Annotated in this window: 16 protein-coding genes; 11 read left to right on the forward strand and 5 right to left on the reverse strand. The window is 39.5% G+C overall.

Going from position 1 to position 19,953, the window contains the following annotated elements; translation table 11 throughout:
- The gene (locus HMPREF0766_RS07065) at positions 1-1,008 is read right to left on the reverse strand and encodes a helix-turn-helix domain-containing protein (protein ID WP_002994980.1); all 1,008 of its coding nucleotides are present in this window, start codon (positions 1,006-1,008) and stop codon (positions 1-3) included.
- Positions 1,009-1,134: 126 nt separating this feature from the next.
- Here HMPREF0766_RS07065 and HMPREF0766_RS07070 point away from each other — a divergent pair, with 126 nt between their 5' ends.
- The 4 genes from HMPREF0766_RS07070 to HMPREF0766_RS07085 all read left to right on the forward strand — a co-directional run bounded on the left by HMPREF0766_RS07070 (position 1,135) and on the right by HMPREF0766_RS07085 (position 6,763).
- Positions 1,135-3,510: a TonB-dependent receptor gene (locus HMPREF0766_RS07070; protein WP_002994982.1), complete on the forward strand. Its 2,376-nt coding sequence runs from the start codon at positions 1,135-1,137 to the stop codon at positions 3,508-3,510.
- Between the two features lie 157 nt (positions 3,511-3,667).
- Positions 3,668-4,192, forward strand: a complete 525-nt coding sequence (gene msrB, locus HMPREF0766_RS07075) for a peptide-methionine (R)-S-oxide reductase MsrB (protein WP_002994985.1) — start codon at positions 3,668-3,670, stop codon at positions 4,190-4,192.
- 87 nt (positions 4,193-4,279) lie between these two features.
- Positions 4,280-4,846, forward strand: coding sequence for a fasciclin domain-containing protein (locus HMPREF0766_RS07080; protein WP_037459671.1), 567 nt, complete (start codon positions 4,280-4,282; stop codon positions 4,844-4,846).
- A gap of 492 nt (positions 4,847-5,338) precedes the next feature.
- Positions 5,339-6,763, forward strand: coding sequence for a Glu/Leu/Phe/Val family dehydrogenase (locus HMPREF0766_RS07085; protein ID WP_002994994.1), 1,425 nt, complete (start codon positions 5,339-5,341; stop codon positions 6,761-6,763).
- A gap of 89 nt (positions 6,764-6,852) precedes the next feature.
- Here HMPREF0766_RS07085 and HMPREF0766_RS07090 read toward each other — a convergent pair whose 3' ends face one another.
- Together HMPREF0766_RS07090 and HMPREF0766_RS07095 are read right to left on the reverse strand one after the other, a co-directional pair.
- Complete coding sequence (locus HMPREF0766_RS07090) at positions 6,853-7,251, reverse strand: DUF983 domain-containing protein (protein WP_002994997.1); 399 nt, start codon at positions 7,249-7,251, stop codon at positions 6,853-6,855.
- 5 nt (positions 7,252-7,256) lie between these two features.
- On the reverse strand, positions 7,257-8,108 hold the full coding sequence (locus HMPREF0766_RS07095) for a helix-turn-helix domain-containing protein (RefSeq protein ID WP_002994999.1): 852 nt from the start codon (positions 8,106-8,108) through the stop codon (positions 7,257-7,259).
- A 509-nt stretch (positions 8,109-8,617) separates the two neighbouring features.
- Here HMPREF0766_RS07095 and HMPREF0766_RS07100 point away from each other — a divergent pair.
- The 6 genes from HMPREF0766_RS07100 to HMPREF0766_RS07125 all read left to right on the forward strand — a co-directional run bounded on the left by HMPREF0766_RS07100 (position 8,618) and on the right by HMPREF0766_RS07125 (position 16,021).
- The gene (locus HMPREF0766_RS07100; protein WP_002995002.1) at positions 8,618-11,716 is read left to right on the forward strand and encodes a SusC/RagA family TonB-linked outer membrane protein; all 3,099 of its coding nucleotides are present in this window, start codon (positions 8,618-8,620) and stop codon (positions 11,714-11,716) included.
- Between the two features lie 35 nt (positions 11,717-11,751).
- The gene (locus HMPREF0766_RS07105) at positions 11,752-13,179 is read left to right on the forward strand and encodes a SusD/RagB family nutrient-binding outer membrane lipoprotein (protein WP_002995006.1); all 1,428 of its coding nucleotides are present in this window, start codon (positions 11,752-11,754) and stop codon (positions 13,177-13,179) included.
- 939 nt (positions 13,180-14,118) lie between these two features.
- Positions 14,119-14,544: a MarR family winged helix-turn-helix transcriptional regulator gene (locus HMPREF0766_RS07110; RefSeq protein ID WP_169311206.1), complete on the forward strand. Its 426-nt coding sequence runs from the start codon at positions 14,119-14,121 to the stop codon at positions 14,542-14,544.
- Between the two features lie 18 nt (positions 14,545-14,562).
- Entirely contained in the window at positions 14,563-14,985 is a 423-nt protein-coding gene (locus tag HMPREF0766_RS07115; RefSeq protein WP_002995013.1) for an organic hydroperoxide resistance protein, read from the forward strand.
- 11 nt (positions 14,986-14,996) lie between these two features.
- Complete coding sequence (locus HMPREF0766_RS07120; RefSeq protein WP_002995016.1) at positions 14,997-15,365, forward strand: DUF1304 domain-containing protein; 369 nt, start codon at positions 14,997-14,999, stop codon at positions 15,363-15,365.
- A gap of 20 nt (positions 15,366-15,385) precedes the next feature.
- Positions 15,386-16,021: an NAD(P)H-dependent oxidoreductase gene (locus HMPREF0766_RS07125; protein ID WP_002995019.1), complete on the forward strand. Its 636-nt coding sequence runs from the start codon at positions 15,386-15,388 to the stop codon at positions 16,019-16,021.
- A gap of 116 nt (positions 16,022-16,137) precedes the next feature.
- On the opposite strand, the gene HMPREF0766_RS07130 is transcribed toward HMPREF0766_RS07125, so the two are convergent.
- Both HMPREF0766_RS07130 and HMPREF0766_RS07135 read right to left on the reverse strand, forming a co-directional pair.
- Complete coding sequence (locus HMPREF0766_RS07130) at positions 16,138-16,473, reverse strand: hypothetical protein (RefSeq protein ID WP_002995021.1); 336 nt, start codon at positions 16,471-16,473, stop codon at positions 16,138-16,140.
- A gap of 63 nt (positions 16,474-16,536) precedes the next feature.
- The gene (locus HMPREF0766_RS07135) at positions 16,537-19,410 is read right to left on the reverse strand and encodes a copper-transporting P-type ATPase (RefSeq protein ID WP_002995024.1); all 2,874 of its coding nucleotides are present in this window, start codon (positions 19,408-19,410) and stop codon (positions 16,537-16,539) included.
- 217 nt (positions 19,411-19,627) lie between these two features.
- Here HMPREF0766_RS07135 and HMPREF0766_RS07140 point away from each other — a divergent pair, with 217 nt between their 5' ends.
- Positions 19,628-19,927 carry a hypothetical protein gene (locus tag HMPREF0766_RS07140; protein WP_037460000.1) on the forward strand — a complete coding sequence of 100 codons (300 nt, stop codon included), beginning with the start codon at positions 19,628-19,630 and terminating at the stop codon, positions 19,925-19,927.
- Positions 19,928-19,953: the final 26 nt, after the last annotated feature.

Here is a 19,953-nt window from a genome sequence, read left to right on the forward strand (position 1 = left end):
CTACATCGCTGATAGTGCCATAATTTGCTTTCTGAAAAGGGCAGGAGACATGCCATATTCATTTTTAAAGGCCACAGAAAAGGAAGAAGGTGTTGAATATCCGATCTGATAGGCAATTTCTTTAAGGGAATAATCCTGCTGTTCGATAAGATGACGTGCTTTTTCCATCCGCACGGAATTGGCATATTCAAAAATTCCTTTACCATACAGCTGTTTGAATCCCTTTTTCAGTTTGAATTCATTTATTGCAAATTTTCGGGATAAAAACGTAATTGTAAAAAACTGTTCTGAATTGCGGACTATAAATTCCTCCACCTTTTGTAAAATATGAATCTCCTCTTTTCTCCATATTACGATTGCGCTTTCGGGAACAACAGTCTCATATTCTCCAAGCTTAAAAAGTATACTTAACAGATACAGGATCTTGCTTTTGATAAAGTAAAATCTGCTTACTCCTTCCAGTTCACAATTACGGATTTCGTCAAGTAATGAAAAGATTTCTTTATTCAGCGGAATACCCCTGTCAAAAAGTACAGCATACTGGTTTTCATTTATTGTGCGGACAAACTCCTTTATGGCCGGATTGGTATCGGCCCATTCATTAAAAAAGGAAAAGGAGACATATACATCAAGATTATGATAGGCTACATCCTTTTTAAACTCGATCTGAACCGCAGACTTAGGAGGAGTGTAATAAACATAGCTATGGAAAGGTAAATAAGTGTTCGGTTTCGTATTGATTGTATCCTGTACAGCAATCGGATTAAATAAAAAACTGATCTCGATATAAGAATTGCCTTTTGTAATGAAATGATGTTTGTAATCCTTTTTATAACTGAAATTGTAATCCCTGACAACAAACTCTTCGCAATCATATATGTAACCTGTGCTGAATTGTCCCAGATCATTGTCCAAAACTTTGGTCTGATAGTTTTGAACAGGTGATTCTGTTGTTGGAAGTGTATCTATTTCGAAGAAATGTATGATCTGAGTTCGCGGATTCTCCATGGCGGCTAAAGTCCTCCTGAATTAAAAAGTATTTATACCAACTGCAAAACAACCAATCACATCGGAAGTCTATTTTTGCGCTGTTATCACAAACTTAATTAAACTAATTCTAAATAAAGAAAAAAGATGCAAGTTAAATCAACTGTAACTGCCCTGTTCCTGTTTGTTATTATGTTTCTGCTTAGACCGGCAGACATATGGGCTCAGGAATCAGGTCGCATAGAAGGAAAACTAACAAATTCAAAACAAGATCCGCTGGCAGATGTCGTACTTATATTAAATAACGGTTTCCAGACCACGATTTCGGATGCCGAAGGTCAATATCATTTTGATAATCTGAGCGATGGTCATTACACCATAAAAGCAACCTATTTTGATACTGCCGAAGAAAAGAAGATAAAGATCGAAGGAGGCAAAAGTATAAGACTGGATTTTGTAATCGGTCATCAGATCCGTCAGTTGGATTCTGTTTCTATCAGTATAAACAGAAAATCAATACCTTCTTATACATTACGTTTATCGGAAAATCTGCTTGTCACACCACAAAATATTGTCGTTATAGATCAGCAGCTTATCTATGATCAGATTATACTCTCTACTGCAGAAGGTTTTACCAAAAATATTAGCGGAGCCCGGACTATTTATCATCAGGAAGAGGGAAGTGTCGGCATCGCTGTAAGGGGATATACCGCCTCCAACCTTAGAAACGGAATGGATGTAAGCGGGAGCTTCGGACCTCTGCGTGAAGATATGGCGTTTGTAGAACGTATTGAATTTGTAAAAGGCCCGGCCGGATTTATGATGGGAAATACACAACCCGGAGGATTTTATAATGTGGTCACCAAAACACCTAAAGGAAATGGCGCAAATGCTGCACAACTTACATTAGGTAGTTTCGGACTTTATCGTGCACAGGTCGATATAGACAGTAAATTATCCAAAGATGGTAAATTCCTGGGACGGTTTAATCTTATGGGCACTAAAAAAGGATCGCATATGATGAATGTATCGAATGAACAATTTGTGCTCAATCCTTCATTCAGGTATATTGCCTCTGACAAAACAGATCTGACATTTGAATACATCTATTCGCAGAACAATTTTACAGGCGGATTTGCCAAGTATGCATACGGTCTCAAAGGTTTCAAAGAATTGCCGCGTTCCTTTAATTTTGGAGATCCTATTCTGGATCCCACAGTGGTAAAAGAGCATAATATCTTCGGAACAGTCAATCACCTGATATCCGACAATTGGATGCTGACAGCGAAGTTTGGCTATATTAATTCAGCGATGGAAGGTGAATCCCTTTATGCGCGATACAATACTATCGACAGTACAGGTTCGGTAGATCGCGGATTGAGTATAAATGATGCCTTGAATACCTCTACAGTGGGGCAGGTCTTTACAAAAGGAAAATTTAATATCGGATCCGTACAGAATAATGTATTGTTAGGTCTTGATATGGGAAGTAAGTTCTATGTAGCCGACTGGTCAGAGGTTCCGGGATTGGTAGGCGGTAAATTCAATATCTATAATCCTGTATTCGGAAATCTGACAAAAAGTAATCTGCCGGCATACGACAGAAGTAAACCTTTACGGGAGAGAGGCGCATCGACCCTCACAGAATATACCTATTACTCTGTGCATTTTCAGGAAGAAATGCATCTGCTAAATGATAAACTAAGATTGGGAGCAGGGGCAAGATATACCACTACCAGCAAAATCAGTAAAGCTTCTGATGGTAAACGCGTCAATAATAAGGCGCTCACGCCACGTTTCAGCATCACCGGTATTCTGAGGCCGGACCTGACAGTATATGCGCTTTACGATCAAAGTTTTCAGGAACAGGTCGGAACACAGGTAAACGGAGACCCGGCAGATCCTTCAAGAGGGATTAACAAGGAAGCCGGCCTGAAGAAAACATGGTTTGGCGGTAGTCTGATGACAGGCGTGACAGCTTATCACCTGACCAAGACCAATGTGCTTACATCTGCAGGGCCAGACAGACCGAATCTTGTAGAGCAATCGGGAGAAGCCACATCCAAAGGAATAGAAGTCGATATTAACGGAAAGATAGACCGGTCATGGAATATCATGCTTAACTATGCGTATACAGATGCAAAAATATCCAGGGACAATGATGCGGCTAAAATAGGGCAGATGCTGTATGGAACAGCCCGCCACATCGCGAATAGCTGGCTGACATATACGGTTCAGGACGGTGGATTCAGAGGGTTCGGTATTTCTACAGGATTTGAATTGCAGACCAAACGTGCTGCATGGCCTGTCACAAAAGAGAAATATCTGCCTGATAATTTTTTCTCGATAGATGCCGGTATGTCTTATAAAAGAGACAACTATAATATCGCTCTTGTGGTCAATAATGTGACCAACAGATATAATTACGTTGGTTTTTATCCGGGAGCCTGGGGATATAAGCATTACGGCTGGAGAGCTATGCCACCTGCCAACTTCAGATTGAGTCTGGGTTACAGCTTTTAGCATTTCCGGATAGCTTAAGATACCTATTAATAAATTTTGAAAAGATCATGCTGTACAGACATGGTCTTTTCTTGTATACGTAAACAATATTTTACGTTTTGTTGCAAACTATTACCCTGCATTTATCGTACTTACTAATAGATTCAAACATAAAAAGATGAAAAACTATCTGATCATAACAAGGAGAATAATCCTGATGGCGATTCTCCTGGTCTGTATCGGCATCAACAGTAATGCACAGCAGACCGCTAGCCGAAACCCGTATTACTCCCGCACAGATACAAAGAAGCTAAATATCAAAAATTCAGAATGGAAGAAGATTCTGGATCCGGACTTATATGCCGTAGCAAGGGAAGCGCAGACAGAACGCGCTTTTACCGGTAAATACTATGAGTATGATGTCAAAGGAACCTACTACTGTGCCGTATGTGGCAATCCCTTATTTCGTTCTACAGCCAAATTTTCCTCTACTTGCGGATGGCCATCCTTTTATGAGCCACTCAAAAAGAATAGTGTTATTTATAAACAAGATAATAGCTACAATATGGTACGCACAGAGGTATTATGCGGACGCTGTAATTCGCACCTGGGACATATCTTCGATGACGGGCCTCCACCCACCGGAAAACGGTTTTGTATGAACTCCATATCACTGGAATTTGAACCGGATCAAAAAAAATAATAAAAAATGAAATCCGCTCCGCTATCAATGTCGTAAATGAGAGAAAGAAAGCAAATAAAAAGAATCAATTTTCAAAAACAAGACATCATGAGAGCAACATCAAAATTAATCGTCCTGAGTTTATTTTCACTTAGTCTGATTTGCGGAGCAAATGTATCTGCACAACAAAAAGAAAAAACAGTAATGGTAGGAGGTGCTCCTATGTATCCGTCCAAAAACATTGTGGAAAATGCAGTGAATTCCAAAGACCACACCACATTGGTCGCAGCCGTAAAAGCTGCCGGTCTTGTCGAGACATTGTCTTCAAAAGGACCATTCACGGTATTCGCTCCTACAAATGAAGCATTCGCCAAATTACCTGCAGGTACTGTAGAATCTTTGGTTAAACCGGAAAACAAAGAAAAACTGACAACTATTCTTACCTATCATGTTGTTGCAGGTAAGCACGATGCAAAGAGCATTATGAATATGGTGAAAGCTGGTGGAGGTAAGGCTAGTGTGGCAACTGTACAGGGTGAAAAAATCACATTCTGGGTAAAAGGGAAAGATCTGTATGTACGTGACAGCAAAGGTAACGATGCCAAAGTAACCATAGCTGATGTTAATCAATCAAACGGTACTATACATGTAATTGATCATGTGCTGATGCCGTAAATAAATAAAAGTGGGGAAGATGTGAGGTCGGTATTTATGGCATTGAACGGTAGTAAACTCAGGTTTACTGCCGTTTCTTTTTTTATAGGAATTGCTCCGCATTCCCGGCAGGATGGAGCAGGTCCCAGGCTATGTGAAAACAGCTTTTTAATCATGAGCTAAGCCTTTGCCGGAAAAATAAATCTTTATAATTTAAGCAAGCAGGCTGTAAAAAGAGAATATCCGGCTGGCAGCAAACAATTTCAGCGTTTTTTATCTTTTTAAGATGATGGAAAATCGAGTGAAAAACTATTGTTTTTTTACAGAAACCGGTCTTTTATTTATTGATTTTTAAAGAAATCAGTAGAACAAAGATAATATGGTAAAAATCTGGTTTTCAGCGCAGATAGTGGATTATTGAGATGCAAAAATATTAACTTTAATCCATCAAATACTGCTTACTGCAGCAATAGATTACCAAAAATAAATTAAATGTAAACTAACAAATATCTTATGTCCCACACATCAAAAGAAAATTACAGCTTTTTCAAAGGTGTTAGTCAAAATTTTGATAAAGCAGCCAAATTCACTCCCTTCTCTTCCGGAATATTGGAACAAATCAAAGCCTGTAATTCTATTTTACAGGTCAAGTTTCCGGTCAAGATCGGAGACAAGATTGAAGTAATTGAAGCTTATCGTGTTCAGCACTCTCATCACAAGTTGCCTTGTAAAGGTGGTATTCGTTTTAGCATTGAAGTCAATCAGGATGAAGTAATGGCTTTAGCGGCACTGATGACTTACAAATGTGCGATTGTCAATGTTCCATTCGGAGGAGGAAAAGGAGGAATAAAGATTGACTCCCGAAAATATACCGAATTTGAACTGGAAAAGATCACCCGCCGATACACCTCAGAATTAGTGAAAAAGAATTTTATCGGACCCGGAATAGATGTGCCTGCACCGGATTACGGAACCGGAGCCAGAGAGATGAGCTGGATACTGGATACCTACTCTTCGCTGAATCCTAACGATATCAATGCGCAGGCCTGTGTGACGGGAAAACCTATTTCGCAGGGTGGAGTGAGAGGACGTACAGAAGCAACAGGGCTCGGAGTATACTTTGGTGTTCGTGAGGCATGTTCTTTTGCTGATGATATGGAAAAACTCGGACTCAGCACGGGCATAGCCGGCAAACGGGTCATCGTACAGGGATTAGGTAATGTGGGATACCATGCCGCCAAATTCTTTCAGGATGGGGGAGCACTTATTGTAGGGCTTATTGAGTATGAAGGAGCAATATATAACACCGAAGGTTTCGATGTGGATGCGGTGCTTGCGCATCGCAAAGCGACAGGCTCTATTCTGAATTATGAAGGTGCGCAAAACTTTAAAAACGGAGCCGAAGGATTAGAACAACCCTGTGATATCCTTATTCCTGCAGCATTGGAATCTGTTATCCATGAAGGAAATGCAGACCGTATCCAGGCAAAAATAATCGGTGAAGCAGCCAACGGACCTCTAACGCCCAAAGCTGATGAAATACTGAATAAAAAAGGTGTGTTGATCATTCCGGATATGTACCTGAATGCTGGCGGTGTAACCGTATCGTATTTTGAATGGCTCAAAAATCTGAGTCATGTCAGATACGGCCGTCTTGAAAAACGATTCAGTGAAAATATGTATGCAGAGTTGGTGAATATCATAGAATCGCTCACCAGTAAGAAAGTGTCAGAACTGGAACGTAAAATCATTCTGCGTGGTCCGGACGAAATAGATCTTATTTACTCCGGTCTTGAAGATACCATGATCGGATCGTATCAGGAAATCCGGGAAGTATATAAAAATACAGCAGGCGTAGAGGATATGCGTACTGCAGCCTTTATATGCGCAATTAATAAAGTCGGTGCCGCATACGAACAATTAGGCATCTTCCCTTAACGGATGATCTTATCAGAAACAATAAAGCCTGTACTACTATAAAAGTGGTGCAGGCTTTATTGATTAATACACTATATAAATAAGGCAAGTTATTGCACATCGTAGATATCAGGCCTGTACCTGAAAGAAGGCGTAAGCCAATAAAGCAATACGACTCTTGAATATCTGTAGTTCACGGGAGCCATGAGTATAGCTGCCGATAGTGATACTCCCAGATATAACCATGGAGACTCCAGGTTGTTTGTAAGGAAGTAAGTCGCAAAACAGGCCGTCAGCAACTCAGCTACATTAAATGCATAGCTGATATACATAGCTACATAAAAGTAGCCGGGTTCTTTTTCAAATTTGAGACCACAGTGCGGACAGGTCTCGTTCATTTTTTTAGACCTGAAACTAAAGAGAGGAGCTTTGAACAGATCTCCTTTTCTGCATCGCGGGCACTTACCTTCCAGTGCAGATTTCAATTCGTTCGACAGTGTATATTTCATAGCTGTTATATGTGTTTTTTTCTAAATTCTTCGGGAGTAATACCCTCGTTTTTCTTAAAAAATTTGGTGAAATAGGAATTATCATTAAAGTTCAGGCCGTAGGCTATTTCACTAATGGAATAATCCTGGATAACCAAAAGGCGTTTTGCTTCCAGTAATACCCGGTTTCGTATAAGCTCTCCGGCTGATAAGCCAATAGATTCTTTCACCAGTGCATTCAGGTGGTTAGGCGTTATAAACAAAAGTTTCGCATAATCTTTAGGCAGTCGCAGCGTCCTGTAATTGCTCTCGATAAGACTTATAAAATTCCGTAACAAAGTATGATTGTACACGGCACTTTCAGATTTATCTTGCAGCAAAGGTCTCTTTTCCAATGTTCTGAAGAGATATAATAAGGTGATTTTGGCAAAATCCAGATCTCTTGTAGATAACAGTTCCCGGAACAATCGCACAACCTCATTTTGCAAATCCGGACTGATATCAAATACCTGATCTTTTATCAAGCCTGAAAAAAATGAAAACTGATTCAGATATTCCGGACGTAACAAAAATGTATGAAAAAAATCAGGTTGAAAATTTACAATAAATCCATCCATCTCTCCCTCAAAATCCCAACGGTGTATCTGACCGGGCAGCATCATATAAATCTGCCAGGGAACTACCTCAAAAGTTTCAAAATCAATCGCATGTGTTCCTCCGCCCTGTGTGAATAATAGGAGTTGATAAAAGCTATGTCTGTGAGGAAACACAAGATTCTTATTACGGGACAGATAAGAAGACAAAGCCTCTACGGTGATCGTATTCTCTTGTGTGCGGGACAAAGAGCATTGGTCTAATATAGGAATGCTTGCTACCATGACTACAAAATTAGCGTAATAAATACCATTTGTGTGGTGTATTACATTTCTTTTGTGGTATTTTTTACTTATTAATAATGGTATTGTGCCAGAGAGCTTGGGTGAAGTTCAATTTTTTCAAAGACTGGAATCAATCAGGAATAAGAATATGATTTTTATAGAGCACAAATATTTTAAACTCAACCTTTCTGCGGAATAGACGATGATACTATTTTCTTTATTACAGTTTTTGTGCAAAATCATGTGATAGAGAGCCTTCAAAATTTCAAATTGGTGCAAGAAGTACAAATCGTATGATGCATTGATTATTTAGCTCTAACCTTTCTATATACAGACATGCTGAGAAATTGTTAATCTGTATCAACCTCATTATAGTCCTTTTTGGCACTTATATTTAACACATATTTAATCTTATGGAAATTTTATTGAAATAAAGTTGCGCTATCTTGCTTTCGTAAACATTAATTAAGAATATTCGATAATTCAAGTAAAACCATTAAAAGTAATTTATGAGAAAATTAGTATTTCTTATTCTGTCATTGCTGATATCGACTAGTGTAGTCTGGGGTCAACAAATCAAAATAAGAGGAATCGTCAAAGACAAGAACGGAGAACCTTTAAAGGGAGTTTCAGTAACCATTAAAAACAGTAAGTCAGGTGTGTCCACTGACGAAGAAGGACGCTTTATAATTGAAGGTGTTAACGCTGGCAGCCCGTTGTTACTGCGCAGTATTGGCTTTTTAAATAAAGAGATTATTCCGCAGAGTAGTGAAGAATTAACAATCACTATGGATGAGGATGTAAATAGCTTAGAAGAAGTTGTTGTCACCTCTTTAGGGATTAAAAGGGCTGTTCGTAAATCAGCAAATGCAGTGCAGATGCTGCCGGCGGCTGAGCTGACCACAGTGATTAGTGGCAATCCAATGGACAATCTTGCAGGGAAAGTAGCAGGACTCCAGGTTACTGGTGGTACAGCGGGCCTGACCAGCTCATCGCGAGTCATTCTTCGTGGTGAAAATTCTCTCAATATTGATAACAATTCACCAATGTTTGTCATAGATGGTACTCCTATAAGCAATCGCATTTTTGGTAGCGGAGGTAATGCAACCAATCAAACCAATCTCCCTACAGATTTTGGAAATGGTATGATGGATCTCAATATGGAAGACGTTGAAAATGTATCTGTTCTTAAAGGTGGAGCAGCAGCACTTTATGGTTCCAGAGCTGCTAATGGAGTAATCCTGATCAGTACCAAAAAAGGACAATCAGGACGATCGCTGCAAGTATACGGGAATAGTTCAACTCTATTTATGAAACCTATCCTTCCGACCTTACAAAGCGAATATGGTCAGGGCTTCAATAGTGCCTATGCTCTGGATTATGGAAGTAACTTCGGCCCGAAGATGGATGGCTCTCCAATCCTGCAGGAGGGTTCCCCGGATTTTCTGACGAACACACCGGTGCCATTTGTCCGAAGATATTTTCTGGAAGACTTTTTTCGCACTGGCAATCAGTTCGTCAATAATATTGGCATACAGGGTGACTCCGAGAAGGCAAGTTACCGTGTTTCGTATACCAACAATTCAAACAAGGGTACCATCCCCAATACGGATCTTTATAAAAATACCTTTTCTACTCATAGTCAATACAAATTGTTATCAAACCTCAACCTCAATACGAGTATTACATACGTAAAGACTAAGAGTAACAATGTGCCGTCTGCAGGGTATGGTGGTGAGGGGCTGATGTATACCCTGTACTGGAATCATTTAAACAATGATATGGATTGGTTTAGAGATTATTGGGCTAAGCCGGGAGAAAAAAATGTCAAACAAAATTACTCATTGACCTGGGCTGATAATCCATTTTTCATCGCTTATGAGAATATTAATGCTTTCAACAGAAATCGCCTTTTCGGGAATGTATCTTTAGATTATAAGTTATCGGATCATTTCTCTATTCTCGCCCGTACCGGACTCGATTATCAGAGCGAACAGCGGTTTCATCGCAGGGCTAAGGCAGCTATGAAATTTCCGAATGGTATGTTGAGGACACAAGATATTTATTTTCAGGAAAGTAATACCGATGTACTGGCCAGCTATACTACAGAATTTGCATCAGATTTTCAATTTGATTTGACTGCCGGAACAAGCTTAATGCGCAGAACATTTGATGAACGTATGCTGCAATCAAACAACCTCACGGTACCTGAGGTCTATTCTTTGAATAACACAAATGGATTTACCGCCAGATATCAGAATGGCTACCGTTCGGCTATCAACTCTTATTTAGCTACTGCAAATATTGGTTATAAGGATATTCTCTACATTGACGGTGGTATCCGCTATGACCGTACATCTACTCTGGCTAAACGTAAAAACAGTTATTTTTATCCTTCCGGTTCTTTTAGCTGGCTATTGGATCGTACTTTCGATCTGGGTGAAGATATCAATATGCTAAAACTGCGTGGTAATGTAGCCATAATTGGTAAGGACACTGAAGCAAATATCATTAACCGTACTTATCAATCCGGTTATCTTCCGGGGACATTTACTAACAATTCTCTGGTCGTAGATCCTGCCCTGAAAAATGAGGAGACAATCACCAGAGAATTAGGCATAGAGTTACTGGCATTGCACAACCGTCTGAATTTTACTTTCAATTATTTCAATAACCTTTCCAGAGATCAAATCATTGCCTTTCCAGTGTCCTTTGCCAGTGGAGCCAAACGCTACCTAACCAATGGTGGCCGACTGAAAAATTTTGGTATTGAAGCAACATTGAACTATGTGCCTGTCCGGAACAATGATTTTGAGTGGTCAACCTCATTCAATTTTACCAAAATGAACAGTAAAATTTTGGAATTGCCAAATAATATGAATTATGTAATGGCCGAGGGCCCGGCTTCAGTAACCGTCGAAGCGCGTGTTGGAGGTCGTATGGGGGATATCTATGGTTATAAATTTCAACGTTCTCCAGATGGACAGATTATTTATAAGGCTAATGGGTTGCCCGCTATGACAGCAGGAAAAGAACTAATCGGAAATTATAATCCTGATTTTATGCTTGGATTCCGAAACCAATTCAAATACAAAGGAGCAATGCTCAGTTTTCTGTTTGATATCCGTAAGGGCGGAACACTATATTCCTACACGAATACAATTGGTGCGGAGACCGGAATGCTTCCCTTCACTCTTGATCTCGGAAGAGACCGCATAGTTGGTGATGGCGTAGTTAAAGTAACAGATGCCAACGGTGGCGAGACTTACCAACCGAATACAAAATCTGTAGCAGCTTATGAATATTACTTTGCGGGTGGGTATTATAATCGAGAAAACGCCGAGTCGAATTCATTTGATGCATCTTATATCAAATTGAGAGAATTGTCAATCGGCTATGTCTTTAAAGCCGCACAATTAAAAGCATTCAGTATTCATGAGCTGGGCATATCACTTGTTGCAAGGAATTTATTGCGATGGACCAAAACTCCGCAATTTTTAGATCCCGAAACTATGGGAATGAATGGTGGCACCTTATTGCCAGGTATAGAAGTCATGCAATATCCTGTTACACAAAACTTCGGTTTCAACGTTAATTTCAAATTTTAAAACAGTCGGAGCTATAATTAATAAAAAATTAAGACATGAAAAGAATTTTAAAAACTTTGATCCTTTTTGCTACTATGGCAATGATCCTGTCATGCAGTAAAAATTTTGAGGAGATCAATATCGACAAGAACAACCCTACTCCAGATAAAATAACAGCAGCAATCTTACTACCGGATGTATTGATCAAACTGGCGGATCAGCACGTCATGAACAATTATTCTCTGGGAAATGTTGTTTCCCAATATTATGTACGTCTACAATATAACAATATAGATATTTATAACTGGGTGGCCGATGATGGAGTATGGAAATTTTATGATTTGATCCCCAATATTAATGACATTGAGCAGATTGCAAAACAAAATAATCAACCCGAATATGTAGGGGTCGCCTTGGTCTTAAAGGCTCTTGTATATTCAATGATTACCGATGCCTATGGCGACGTCCCTTATACAGAAGCCGGAAAAATCAACGCAGGTGTCCAGATGCCGAAGTACGACAGACAGGAAGATATATATGCCGACCTGCTGTTGCAGTTAGAGCAGGCCAATACTATTTTAGCAGGTGCAAAAGGAAATATCGCAGGCGACCCGCTATATAAGGGAGATATTAAACAATGGCAAAAATTTGCTAATGCTCTACATTTACGACTACTGTCAAAAGTTGCTAACCGCCGGAGTGTAGTTCAGGAATTTACTAAAATCATAAGCAATCCTGCTCAGTACCCGATTTTTGGTTCCAATGCTGATAATGCAGTTTACCAATATAAAGGATCTGGAATTGAAGTTTCACCGTTCACTAGCGGTAGAGGACGAAGTTACGAGATCGATATCACAGGTTGCGCTAAACCTGTGCAGGAACTCTTAACCAAATGGAAAGATCCTCGTCTTTCCTACCTGTATGATGCGCCCAAGAAAAATCCTTCAGGATCGATTGTAGGCGTCACGCCCGGGTCGAGCATGTCTACACTACCACCTAACGATCAAATTTCGCAACTTAGCTACAAGTTCTTTCGCAATACACAACTTATACAGGGAATTTTTATGACCTATAGTGAGCAGGAATTCCTGTTGAGTGAAGCTGTTGAAAGAAAATGGATCTCAGGTGATGCTAAAACGCACTATGACAGAGGTGTAAAAATGAATTTTGAATTTTGGGGACTTACAATCCCTGCCGGTTACTTATCCGGACCAGCAGCTTATGAAGCTGGAAATCTGGATCTCATTGCCCAGCAGAAATGGATTTCCTACTTCTGGAACGGCATGGAAGCATGGAATGACTATAAGCGCATCAGGAGGCCTAATTTAGTACCCGGGCCAGCTAATGTAAATGCAAATCGTATACCATTAAGAATGATCTATCCTGCAGCAGAGCAATCCGTCAATCAGCGTAATTATCAGGACGCCGTCAAAACAATGGGGGGAAAGGATGATATTAATGCAAAAAGCTGGTGGAATTTGTAGTTCACTAATATTAATTTCACTAATGATCATTCTAAATAAGGGATCGCACATATGGCGATTCCTTATTTATATTTTTAAAAACTATAAATTACCCTCATAGTAGTATCATAGTGTATTTAAATATCAAGTATAATATACTGAGTCTATCTATTGTTTTTCTGGTAGTCAGGTCGCTTATGAACAATAATAAATTTTAAGGAATATTAATAATGTAAATAGTTCAATAAACTGATTACAATCCGGACCATTAATATCAATTAGACTATTATCAATTATTAAAGAGACTAATTCTATTGCCTTCGAAAGGAATAGAAAAACGAGAAAACTGCGTAGGTGCGGGAAAAGAAAGTAAGGAGGAGCCTTAAAAATACACTAATCTCACCCTTTTCAGGGTAGAGATTAGTGTGTGAAGTATTGTGTTGTATCTTAATATCTGCTTATTACTGCTCGTTCTGAACAGATGTATCCGGTACTTCCAGGATAGCCATTAGTAATAGATAATATCCTTTTTCAAGTCCTAGTTTTGCTGCGTTTATTTCTGTAGTTTCCATAGTATTTTTTTTTGGTTAATTATTCTATTAATAACTCATGATCAGTTTTGCAAATAACATGCACAACTTCCATAACAGCCTTGTTTATATTTCTTTTTTTAAATTTTTGCATTAATAAATAGCTTACAGACAGGTAGTTTACGGTATATTTAATTGTTTTCTTATACCATTGTAAGCCTCAATTTTCATCCTTAAAACTGTATAGTATTTAGTACATTTTTAACCTGCTTTACTATAAAATACCTTGTTTAAACTCTGTTTAAGCAGTTTTTAGGGATTTTAAGCCTTGGTACGAAAAGCACTATAGAGTTATCGTAGATTGTCTGTGTTATATCACAAAATTAAATTGTGCACAATTTAATTTGAATCAATGTATATCTTTGTTGTCATGGAAGAAGAATTAATGTTAGATCATCAGGTATGTTTTCCGATATATGCGTTATACCGGGAAATTGTTCAGCAATACAGACCACTTCTGGAAAAGCTGGATTTGACGTATCCGCAGTATCTGGTATTATTGGTGATGTGGGAGCATCCTTTACAAACTGTCAATCAGATTGGGCAACGACTCCGGTTGGATAGCGGCACACTGACACCTTTACTGAAGCGTATGGAGCAAAAGGGACTCATTGCCCGTAAGCGTAGTCATCAGGACGAAAGAACTGTGGAGATATCCCTTACAGATGCCGGACAGGACCTTTCTGCAAGTGCGAAATGTATCCCCGGACAGATGTTGAACGAGATGGGTATAACATTAGAAGAACTTATGCAATTAAAAACCATTGCCAGTAAAATATTAAACAGGAATCACTAAAAAAATAACAGCAATAACATGAAAACATTGTATACAGCAGTTGCAACAGCAACGGGAGGCCGTAATGGTCATGTAAAGACAGATAATGGAGTGTTAGATCTTCAGGTCAGAATGCCAAAAGAACTAGGAGGTGCTAATAACGATTATACAAATCCTGAACAATTGTTTGCAGCAGGATATGCAGCTTGCTTTGACAGCGCATTAAACCTGGTAATAAGTAAATCTAAAATTAAAACAGGGGAGACAAGTGTCATAGCTCATGTCGGAATAGGAAGTTTAGCAGGTGGTGGTTTTGGCCTGGAAGCCGAATTAAAAGTAAATATTCCGGGAATAGAATTAAAGGAAGCACAGACTCTGGTCGAACAGGCACATCGTATTTGTCCGTATTCTAATGCTACAAGAGGAAATATAGAAGTCAAATTAACAGTAAGTAATTCATAAATTCGCCCCTTATGATAACAATCATTGCAAAGATATTAGTCGCTGTCGTAGCGCTGGAACATCTTTACATCCTGTGGATGGAAATGTTTGCCTGGGAAACAGCAGGCCGTAAAACTTTTAAAGGATCCTTACCCGATGAAATGTTTCGTCCAACAAAAGGCCTGGCCGCAAATCAGGGACTATATAATGGTTTTCTTGCAGCCGGACTGATTTGGTCATTCTTTATAGAAGATGTGATCTGGCAAAAGAATATTACACTGTTCTTTCTGGGGTGTGTAATTGTGGCCGGAATATACGGAGCCATATCGGCATCCCGTAAGATCTTTTTTGTGCAGGCATTGCCCGCTATCCTGGCTCTTGTATTTGTACTGTTATCATAAAAATATTAAATAAATAAGTTATGTCATTATTAGAAGATTTATCATGGCGATACGCCACAAAGAAGTATGACCCTTCAAAAAAAGTTAGTACAGAGGACGTGCATAAAATTATAGAGGCTGCTCGTCTTGCTCCGACTTCCTCAGGTTTACAACAATTCAGAGTACTGCTGATCACAAATCAGGAATTAAAAGAAAAAATCGTTCCTGTTGCAATGGATCAGCAGATCATAGCAGATTGTTCCCATCTTTTGGTGTTTGCAGCATGGGATCAGTATACTGAAGAACGTATTGATGAGATATACAACCGTACTACAGATGAGCGCGAATTGCCGAGAGGTCGTTTTTCATCTTATACAGATCGCCTGAAGAGCCTGTATCTTCAGCAATCCGCAGAAGAGAATTTTGTGCATACCGCGAGACAGGCTTATATCGGATTTGGACTTGCTATAGCTCAGGCTGCAGAACTAAAAATAGATACTACACCTGTAGAAGGATTCAACAACCAGCAATTGGATGAATTGCTGGGATTGACAGAAAAGGGATTGAAGAGCGTCACTTTATTACCAATAGGGTACAGAGATAATGAGGGAGACTGGTTGGTCAACATGAAAAAAGTGAGGAATCCACTATCCGAATTCATCATCGAATACAACTAAAATTAACTATTTTATAAGACAAGAGCCGAACTATTAGTCCCGCTCTTGTCGTTTTATATTTCTAACAGGTTAGAGCAAAAGAAAACGCATCAGATGCTATCCGGGTGAACAACTGATTAAACGGATTCGCCCTTACCACCAAAGGTGATTAGCACCATTCCGCTTATAATAATAAACATTCCCAGAATCTGTGCCCAGGTCAGAGGACTCTTAAAATAAAGAGCCATCGTCAGTTGCACAGTCAGAAATGTGCCTCCAGAACAAAGAGCTATAACAATAGGTTGAGATACCGATCGGAAGAGTTGTACCAAAAACCAGCTTGCGGATAATAAGATAATATTACCTATAATCAGGGTCAGCCATTTATACCTGGGGTGAATCCCTCCATATTTAAACAGAACAGTAGAAACGCACTGACAAGCCCAAAATGCAATAAAGTAGACGTAGTTCATACGGTAAAGATAAAGTTTACTTTGAATTTATCCGTATACATCCTCCGCAACTTTTACGCTATTCTAACGATCAATCCTGGCTGCATTCAACCGTAATGAGTTTAGAATAACAGATACGGAACTGAAGCTCATAGCTGCAGCAGCAATCATAGGAGATAACAACAGTCCGAATACCGGATACAGAACTCCGGCTGCTAAAGGTATACCCAACACATTATATAAAAATGCAAAAGTCAGATTCTCTTTAATATTGCGTGTGAGTTTCTCACTCAAAATCTTAGCTTTGACTATTCCGGTCAGATCTCCCTTTAGCAAGGTGACCTGTGCACTTTCGATCGCCACATCAGTCCCGGTTCCCATTGCTATTCCAATATCTGCCTGCGCAAGAGCAGGAGCGTCATTGATCCCATCTCCGGCCATCGCTACAATTTGGCCCTGAGTCTGCATTTTCTTTATTTCCTGTAACTTATCTTCCGGAAGAGCCTGGGATAGAAAATGTTTGATCCCTAATTCATCAGCGACAGCATTGGCCGTTTTTGCATTATCACCTGTGATCATGACTACATCTACACCATGAGCTATCAATTGTTGAATAGCCACTTTGGCAGTAGCCTTGATTTTATCCGATATGGTAATAAATCCCGCCACATCTTTATCAATCGCCAGATAGGATACCGTTTTTCCGGTTGCCTGCTGCGCTTCCACCTGCCCACGTATTTCTTCTGAAATACTTATGTGCTGATCGATTAACAGTTTTTCATTTCCAAGCAATACGTGCTTACCACCAATAGTTCCGGAGACTCCTTTACCGGATATATTTTCAAAATCCTCAACCTTATCTAATTTCAACTGCTGCTCTTTGGCCTTTTTTACGATAGCTTCAGCCAACGGATGTGTACTGTTCTGATTAAGAGCAGCAGCCATTTGCAGGACCTGATCTGTATCAAATGCAGCAATACCAAAGACCTTATTGACGGTAGGTTTGCCTTCTGTAAGAGTTCCGGTTTTATCCGTTACTAATACATTCACTTTATTTAGCTTTTCCAATGCCTCTGCATTTTTAATTAAAATTCCGTTTTTTGCTCCCTTACCTACGCCTACCATGACCGACATTGGAGTGGCCAATCCCAAAACACAGGGGCAGGCAACAATCAGAACAGCCAGTAAATTGGCAAATCCAAAAATCATTCGTGGTTCCGGACCCCAGATCATCCACGCAGCAAAGGTTAATAAAGATATGACAATGACAATCGGTACAAAAATAGCGGAGACGCGGTCTGTCAGTTTCTGAATCGGAGCCTTGCTGCGACTGGCATCATTGACCATATTAATAATCTGGGATAACAAGGTTTCATCTCCCACACGTTCAGCCTTCATTAAAAAAGTCCTGTTGCCGTTAATGGTACCGGAAGAAACTTTATCACCGACCTGTTTATCCACAGGAACAGGTTCACCTGATATCATTGATTCATCAACTGTAGCATTTCCTTCCACAATCTCTCCGTCGACCGGAATCTTATCGCCCGGTTTTACACGTAGTACATTTCCAATTACAATAGATTCTACTGCAATTTTTCGTTCTGATCCATTTTCCACCAAAGTCGCTTCAGACGGAGCCAGTTTGATCAACTCTTTTATGGCAGAATTTGTTTTTGAATGTGCTTTAGCCTCCATCACCTGACCCAGAAGCACTAAAGTCAGAATAACACATACCGATTCAAAATACAAGCCTACATTGCCGTGATGTCCCCTGAATTCTGCCGGAAAAAGCTGAGGGAATATTAACCCAACGAGGCTGTAAATAAAGGCTGCTGTAGCTCCAAGACCAATCAGGCTGAACATATTGAGCTTCCATGTTTTGAAAGATCTCCATGCACGCTCAAAAAACATCCAGGTAGCATAAAATACGACTGGCACAGTCAGTGCCAGTTGTATCCATCCGTTAATATGTGTTGGAATAATCTTGCCTATAGGATCGCCCGGAATCATTTCACCCATTGCTAATATAAAAATGGGAATAGTAAATCCTAAGGCTACCCAAAACTTACGCAACAAATCTACATAAGTCTTATTGTCATCATCCGGAGTTATCGGCACGAGATCCATCCCACAGATAGGACAGCTTCCTGGTCCGTCTTCCACGATTTCAGAATGCATGGGACACGTATATTGTGTACTTGCCCGCATATCCGGAATCTTCTCCAGATTCATTCCACATACAGGACAATTACCGGCATGGTCATACACCTTATCGCCCTCACAGTGCATAGGACAATAATATTTACCAGCTTTATTCGTGCGTGGTTTTGGAGATTTGGTTTGTTGTACTGCTGAACTGCAACAACTTGCTGATTTGCTTTCTTTTGTATTGGTATCCGCTTTATCCGTAGATATTAAAAACATACCACATACCGGACAACTTCCGGGGGCATCGTACATTTTGTCTCCTTCACAATGCATAGGACAGTAATAGTTACCGTCTTTATTACTTTGCGGTTCAGTCGATTCGGGTTTATTTGAGCTGCAACAACTTGCTGATTTACTTTCTTTTGTATTCGTATCCGTTTTTTCGGTAGATACTAAAAACATTCCACATACCGGACAGCTCCCCGGAGCATCGTACATTTTGTCCCCTTCGCAATGCATGGGGCAGAAGTATTTTTGCGCATTATTATTATTCGGAGACTTAATGGCTTCAGGTTTATTTGTTGTGCTGCAACAACTGGCTGATTTACTTTTTTTTGTATTCGTATCTGTTTTTTCGGTAGATACTAAAAACATTCCACATACCGGGCAACTCCCCGGAGCATCGTACATTTTGTCCCCTTCACAATGCATCGGACAGAAGTATTTGCTGCTTTTGTCAGATACCGGAACAGGTGCTTTTCGTTGCTTCTCCGCATCAATATGACGACCCGTTGATTTATCTTCTTTCATAATGTTATATTTTTCAACAGTAATAACAAAGATTGGAAATAATTATAGAAGACATGTTATACAATTATGAGGAAAACGTACAAGTTTTCAATCCTGAGCTTAATATAGAATATCTTCTGACTGTAAAAGATTAACAGACGATACACCTGTATTGTTTAATATGCCAGTATTTGTGAAATGGATTGTACATTTGATTATCCGATATAAATTCTACTTTATGGCTGAAAAAAGAACATCTCATATACTCAATACATCAGCAAATCTGTTGGGTATTTGCTTTTTGGTATTAGCATCTCTGCGTACCATCAAACTGACAGAAAGATCGTTGATAGATGAATTTGCTACAGTGGCGATTGTGATTTTTATGACGAGTTGTATTACTTCTTTTGTAGCTATGAAAAGAGAAGATACTGCTTCCGGAAGAAAATTGGAAGATGTGGCAGATATTATATTCCTTCTGGGACTCATAGACTTGTTTGTCGCTACCTTACTACTGGCATTTGATATTATACAATAATACGCTGCAAAGGATAGTATAAATAA

Source organism: Sphingobacterium spiritivorum ATCC 33861 (genome assembly GCF_000143765.1).
Taxonomy (GTDB): Bacteria; Bacteroidota; Bacteroidia; order Sphingobacteriales; family Sphingobacteriaceae; genus Sphingobacterium; species Sphingobacterium spiritivorum.

Coding starts and splice junctions, on each gene's coding strand:
- HMPREF0766_RS07135 (WP_002995024.1), bottom strand. CDS start 19,410: ATGAAAGAAGATAAATCAACGGGTCGTCATATTGATGCGGAGAAGCAA.
- msrB (WP_002994985.1), top strand. CDS start 3,668: ATGAAAAACTATCTGATCATAACAAGGAGAATAATCCTGATGGCGATT.
- HMPREF0766_RS07095 (WP_002994999.1), bottom strand. CDS start 8,108: ATGGTAGCAAGCATTCCTATATTAGACCAATGCTCTTTGTCCCGCACA.
- HMPREF0766_RS07080 (WP_037459671.1), top strand. CDS start 4,280: ATGAGAGCAACATCAAAATTAATCGTCCTGAGTTTATTTTCACTTAGT.
- HMPREF0766_RS07100 (WP_002995002.1), top strand. CDS start 8,618: ATGAGAAAATTAGTATTTCTTATTCTGTCATTGCTGATATCGACTAGT.
- HMPREF0766_RS07110 (WP_169311206.1), top strand. CDS start 14,119: ATGGAAGAAGAATTAATGTTAGATCATCAGGTATGTTTTCCGATATAT.
- HMPREF0766_RS07125 (WP_002995019.1), top strand. CDS start 15,386: ATGTCATTATTAGAAGATTTATCATGGCGATACGCCACAAAGAAGTAT.
- HMPREF0766_RS07115 (WP_002995013.1), top strand. CDS start 14,563: ATGAAAACATTGTATACAGCAGTTGCAACAGCAACGGGAGGCCGTAAT.
- HMPREF0766_RS07120 (WP_002995016.1), top strand. CDS start 14,997: ATGATAACAATCATTGCAAAGATATTAGTCGCTGTCGTAGCGCTGGAA.
- HMPREF0766_RS07085 (WP_002994994.1), top strand. CDS start 5,339: ATGTCCCACACATCAAAAGAAAATTACAGCTTTTTCAAAGGTGTTAGT.
- HMPREF0766_RS07105 (WP_002995006.1), top strand. CDS start 11,752: ATGAAAAGAATTTTAAAAACTTTGATCCTTTTTGCTACTATGGCAATG.
- HMPREF0766_RS07070 (WP_002994982.1), top strand. CDS start 1,135: ATGCAAGTTAAATCAACTGTAACTGCCCTGTTCCTGTTTGTTATTATG.
- HMPREF0766_RS07065 (WP_002994980.1), bottom strand. CDS start 1,008: ATGGAGAATCCGCGAACTCAGATCATACATTTCTTCGAAATAGATACA.
- HMPREF0766_RS07130 (WP_002995021.1), bottom strand. CDS start 16,473: ATGAACTACGTCTACTTTATTGCATTTTGGGCTTGTCAGTGCGTTTCT.
- HMPREF0766_RS07090 (WP_002994997.1), bottom strand. CDS start 7,251: ATGAAATATACACTGTCGAACGAATTGAAATCTGCACTGGAAGGTAAG.
- HMPREF0766_RS07140 (WP_037460000.1), top strand. CDS start 19,628: ATGGCTGAAAAAAGAACATCTCATATACTCAATACATCAGCAAATCTG.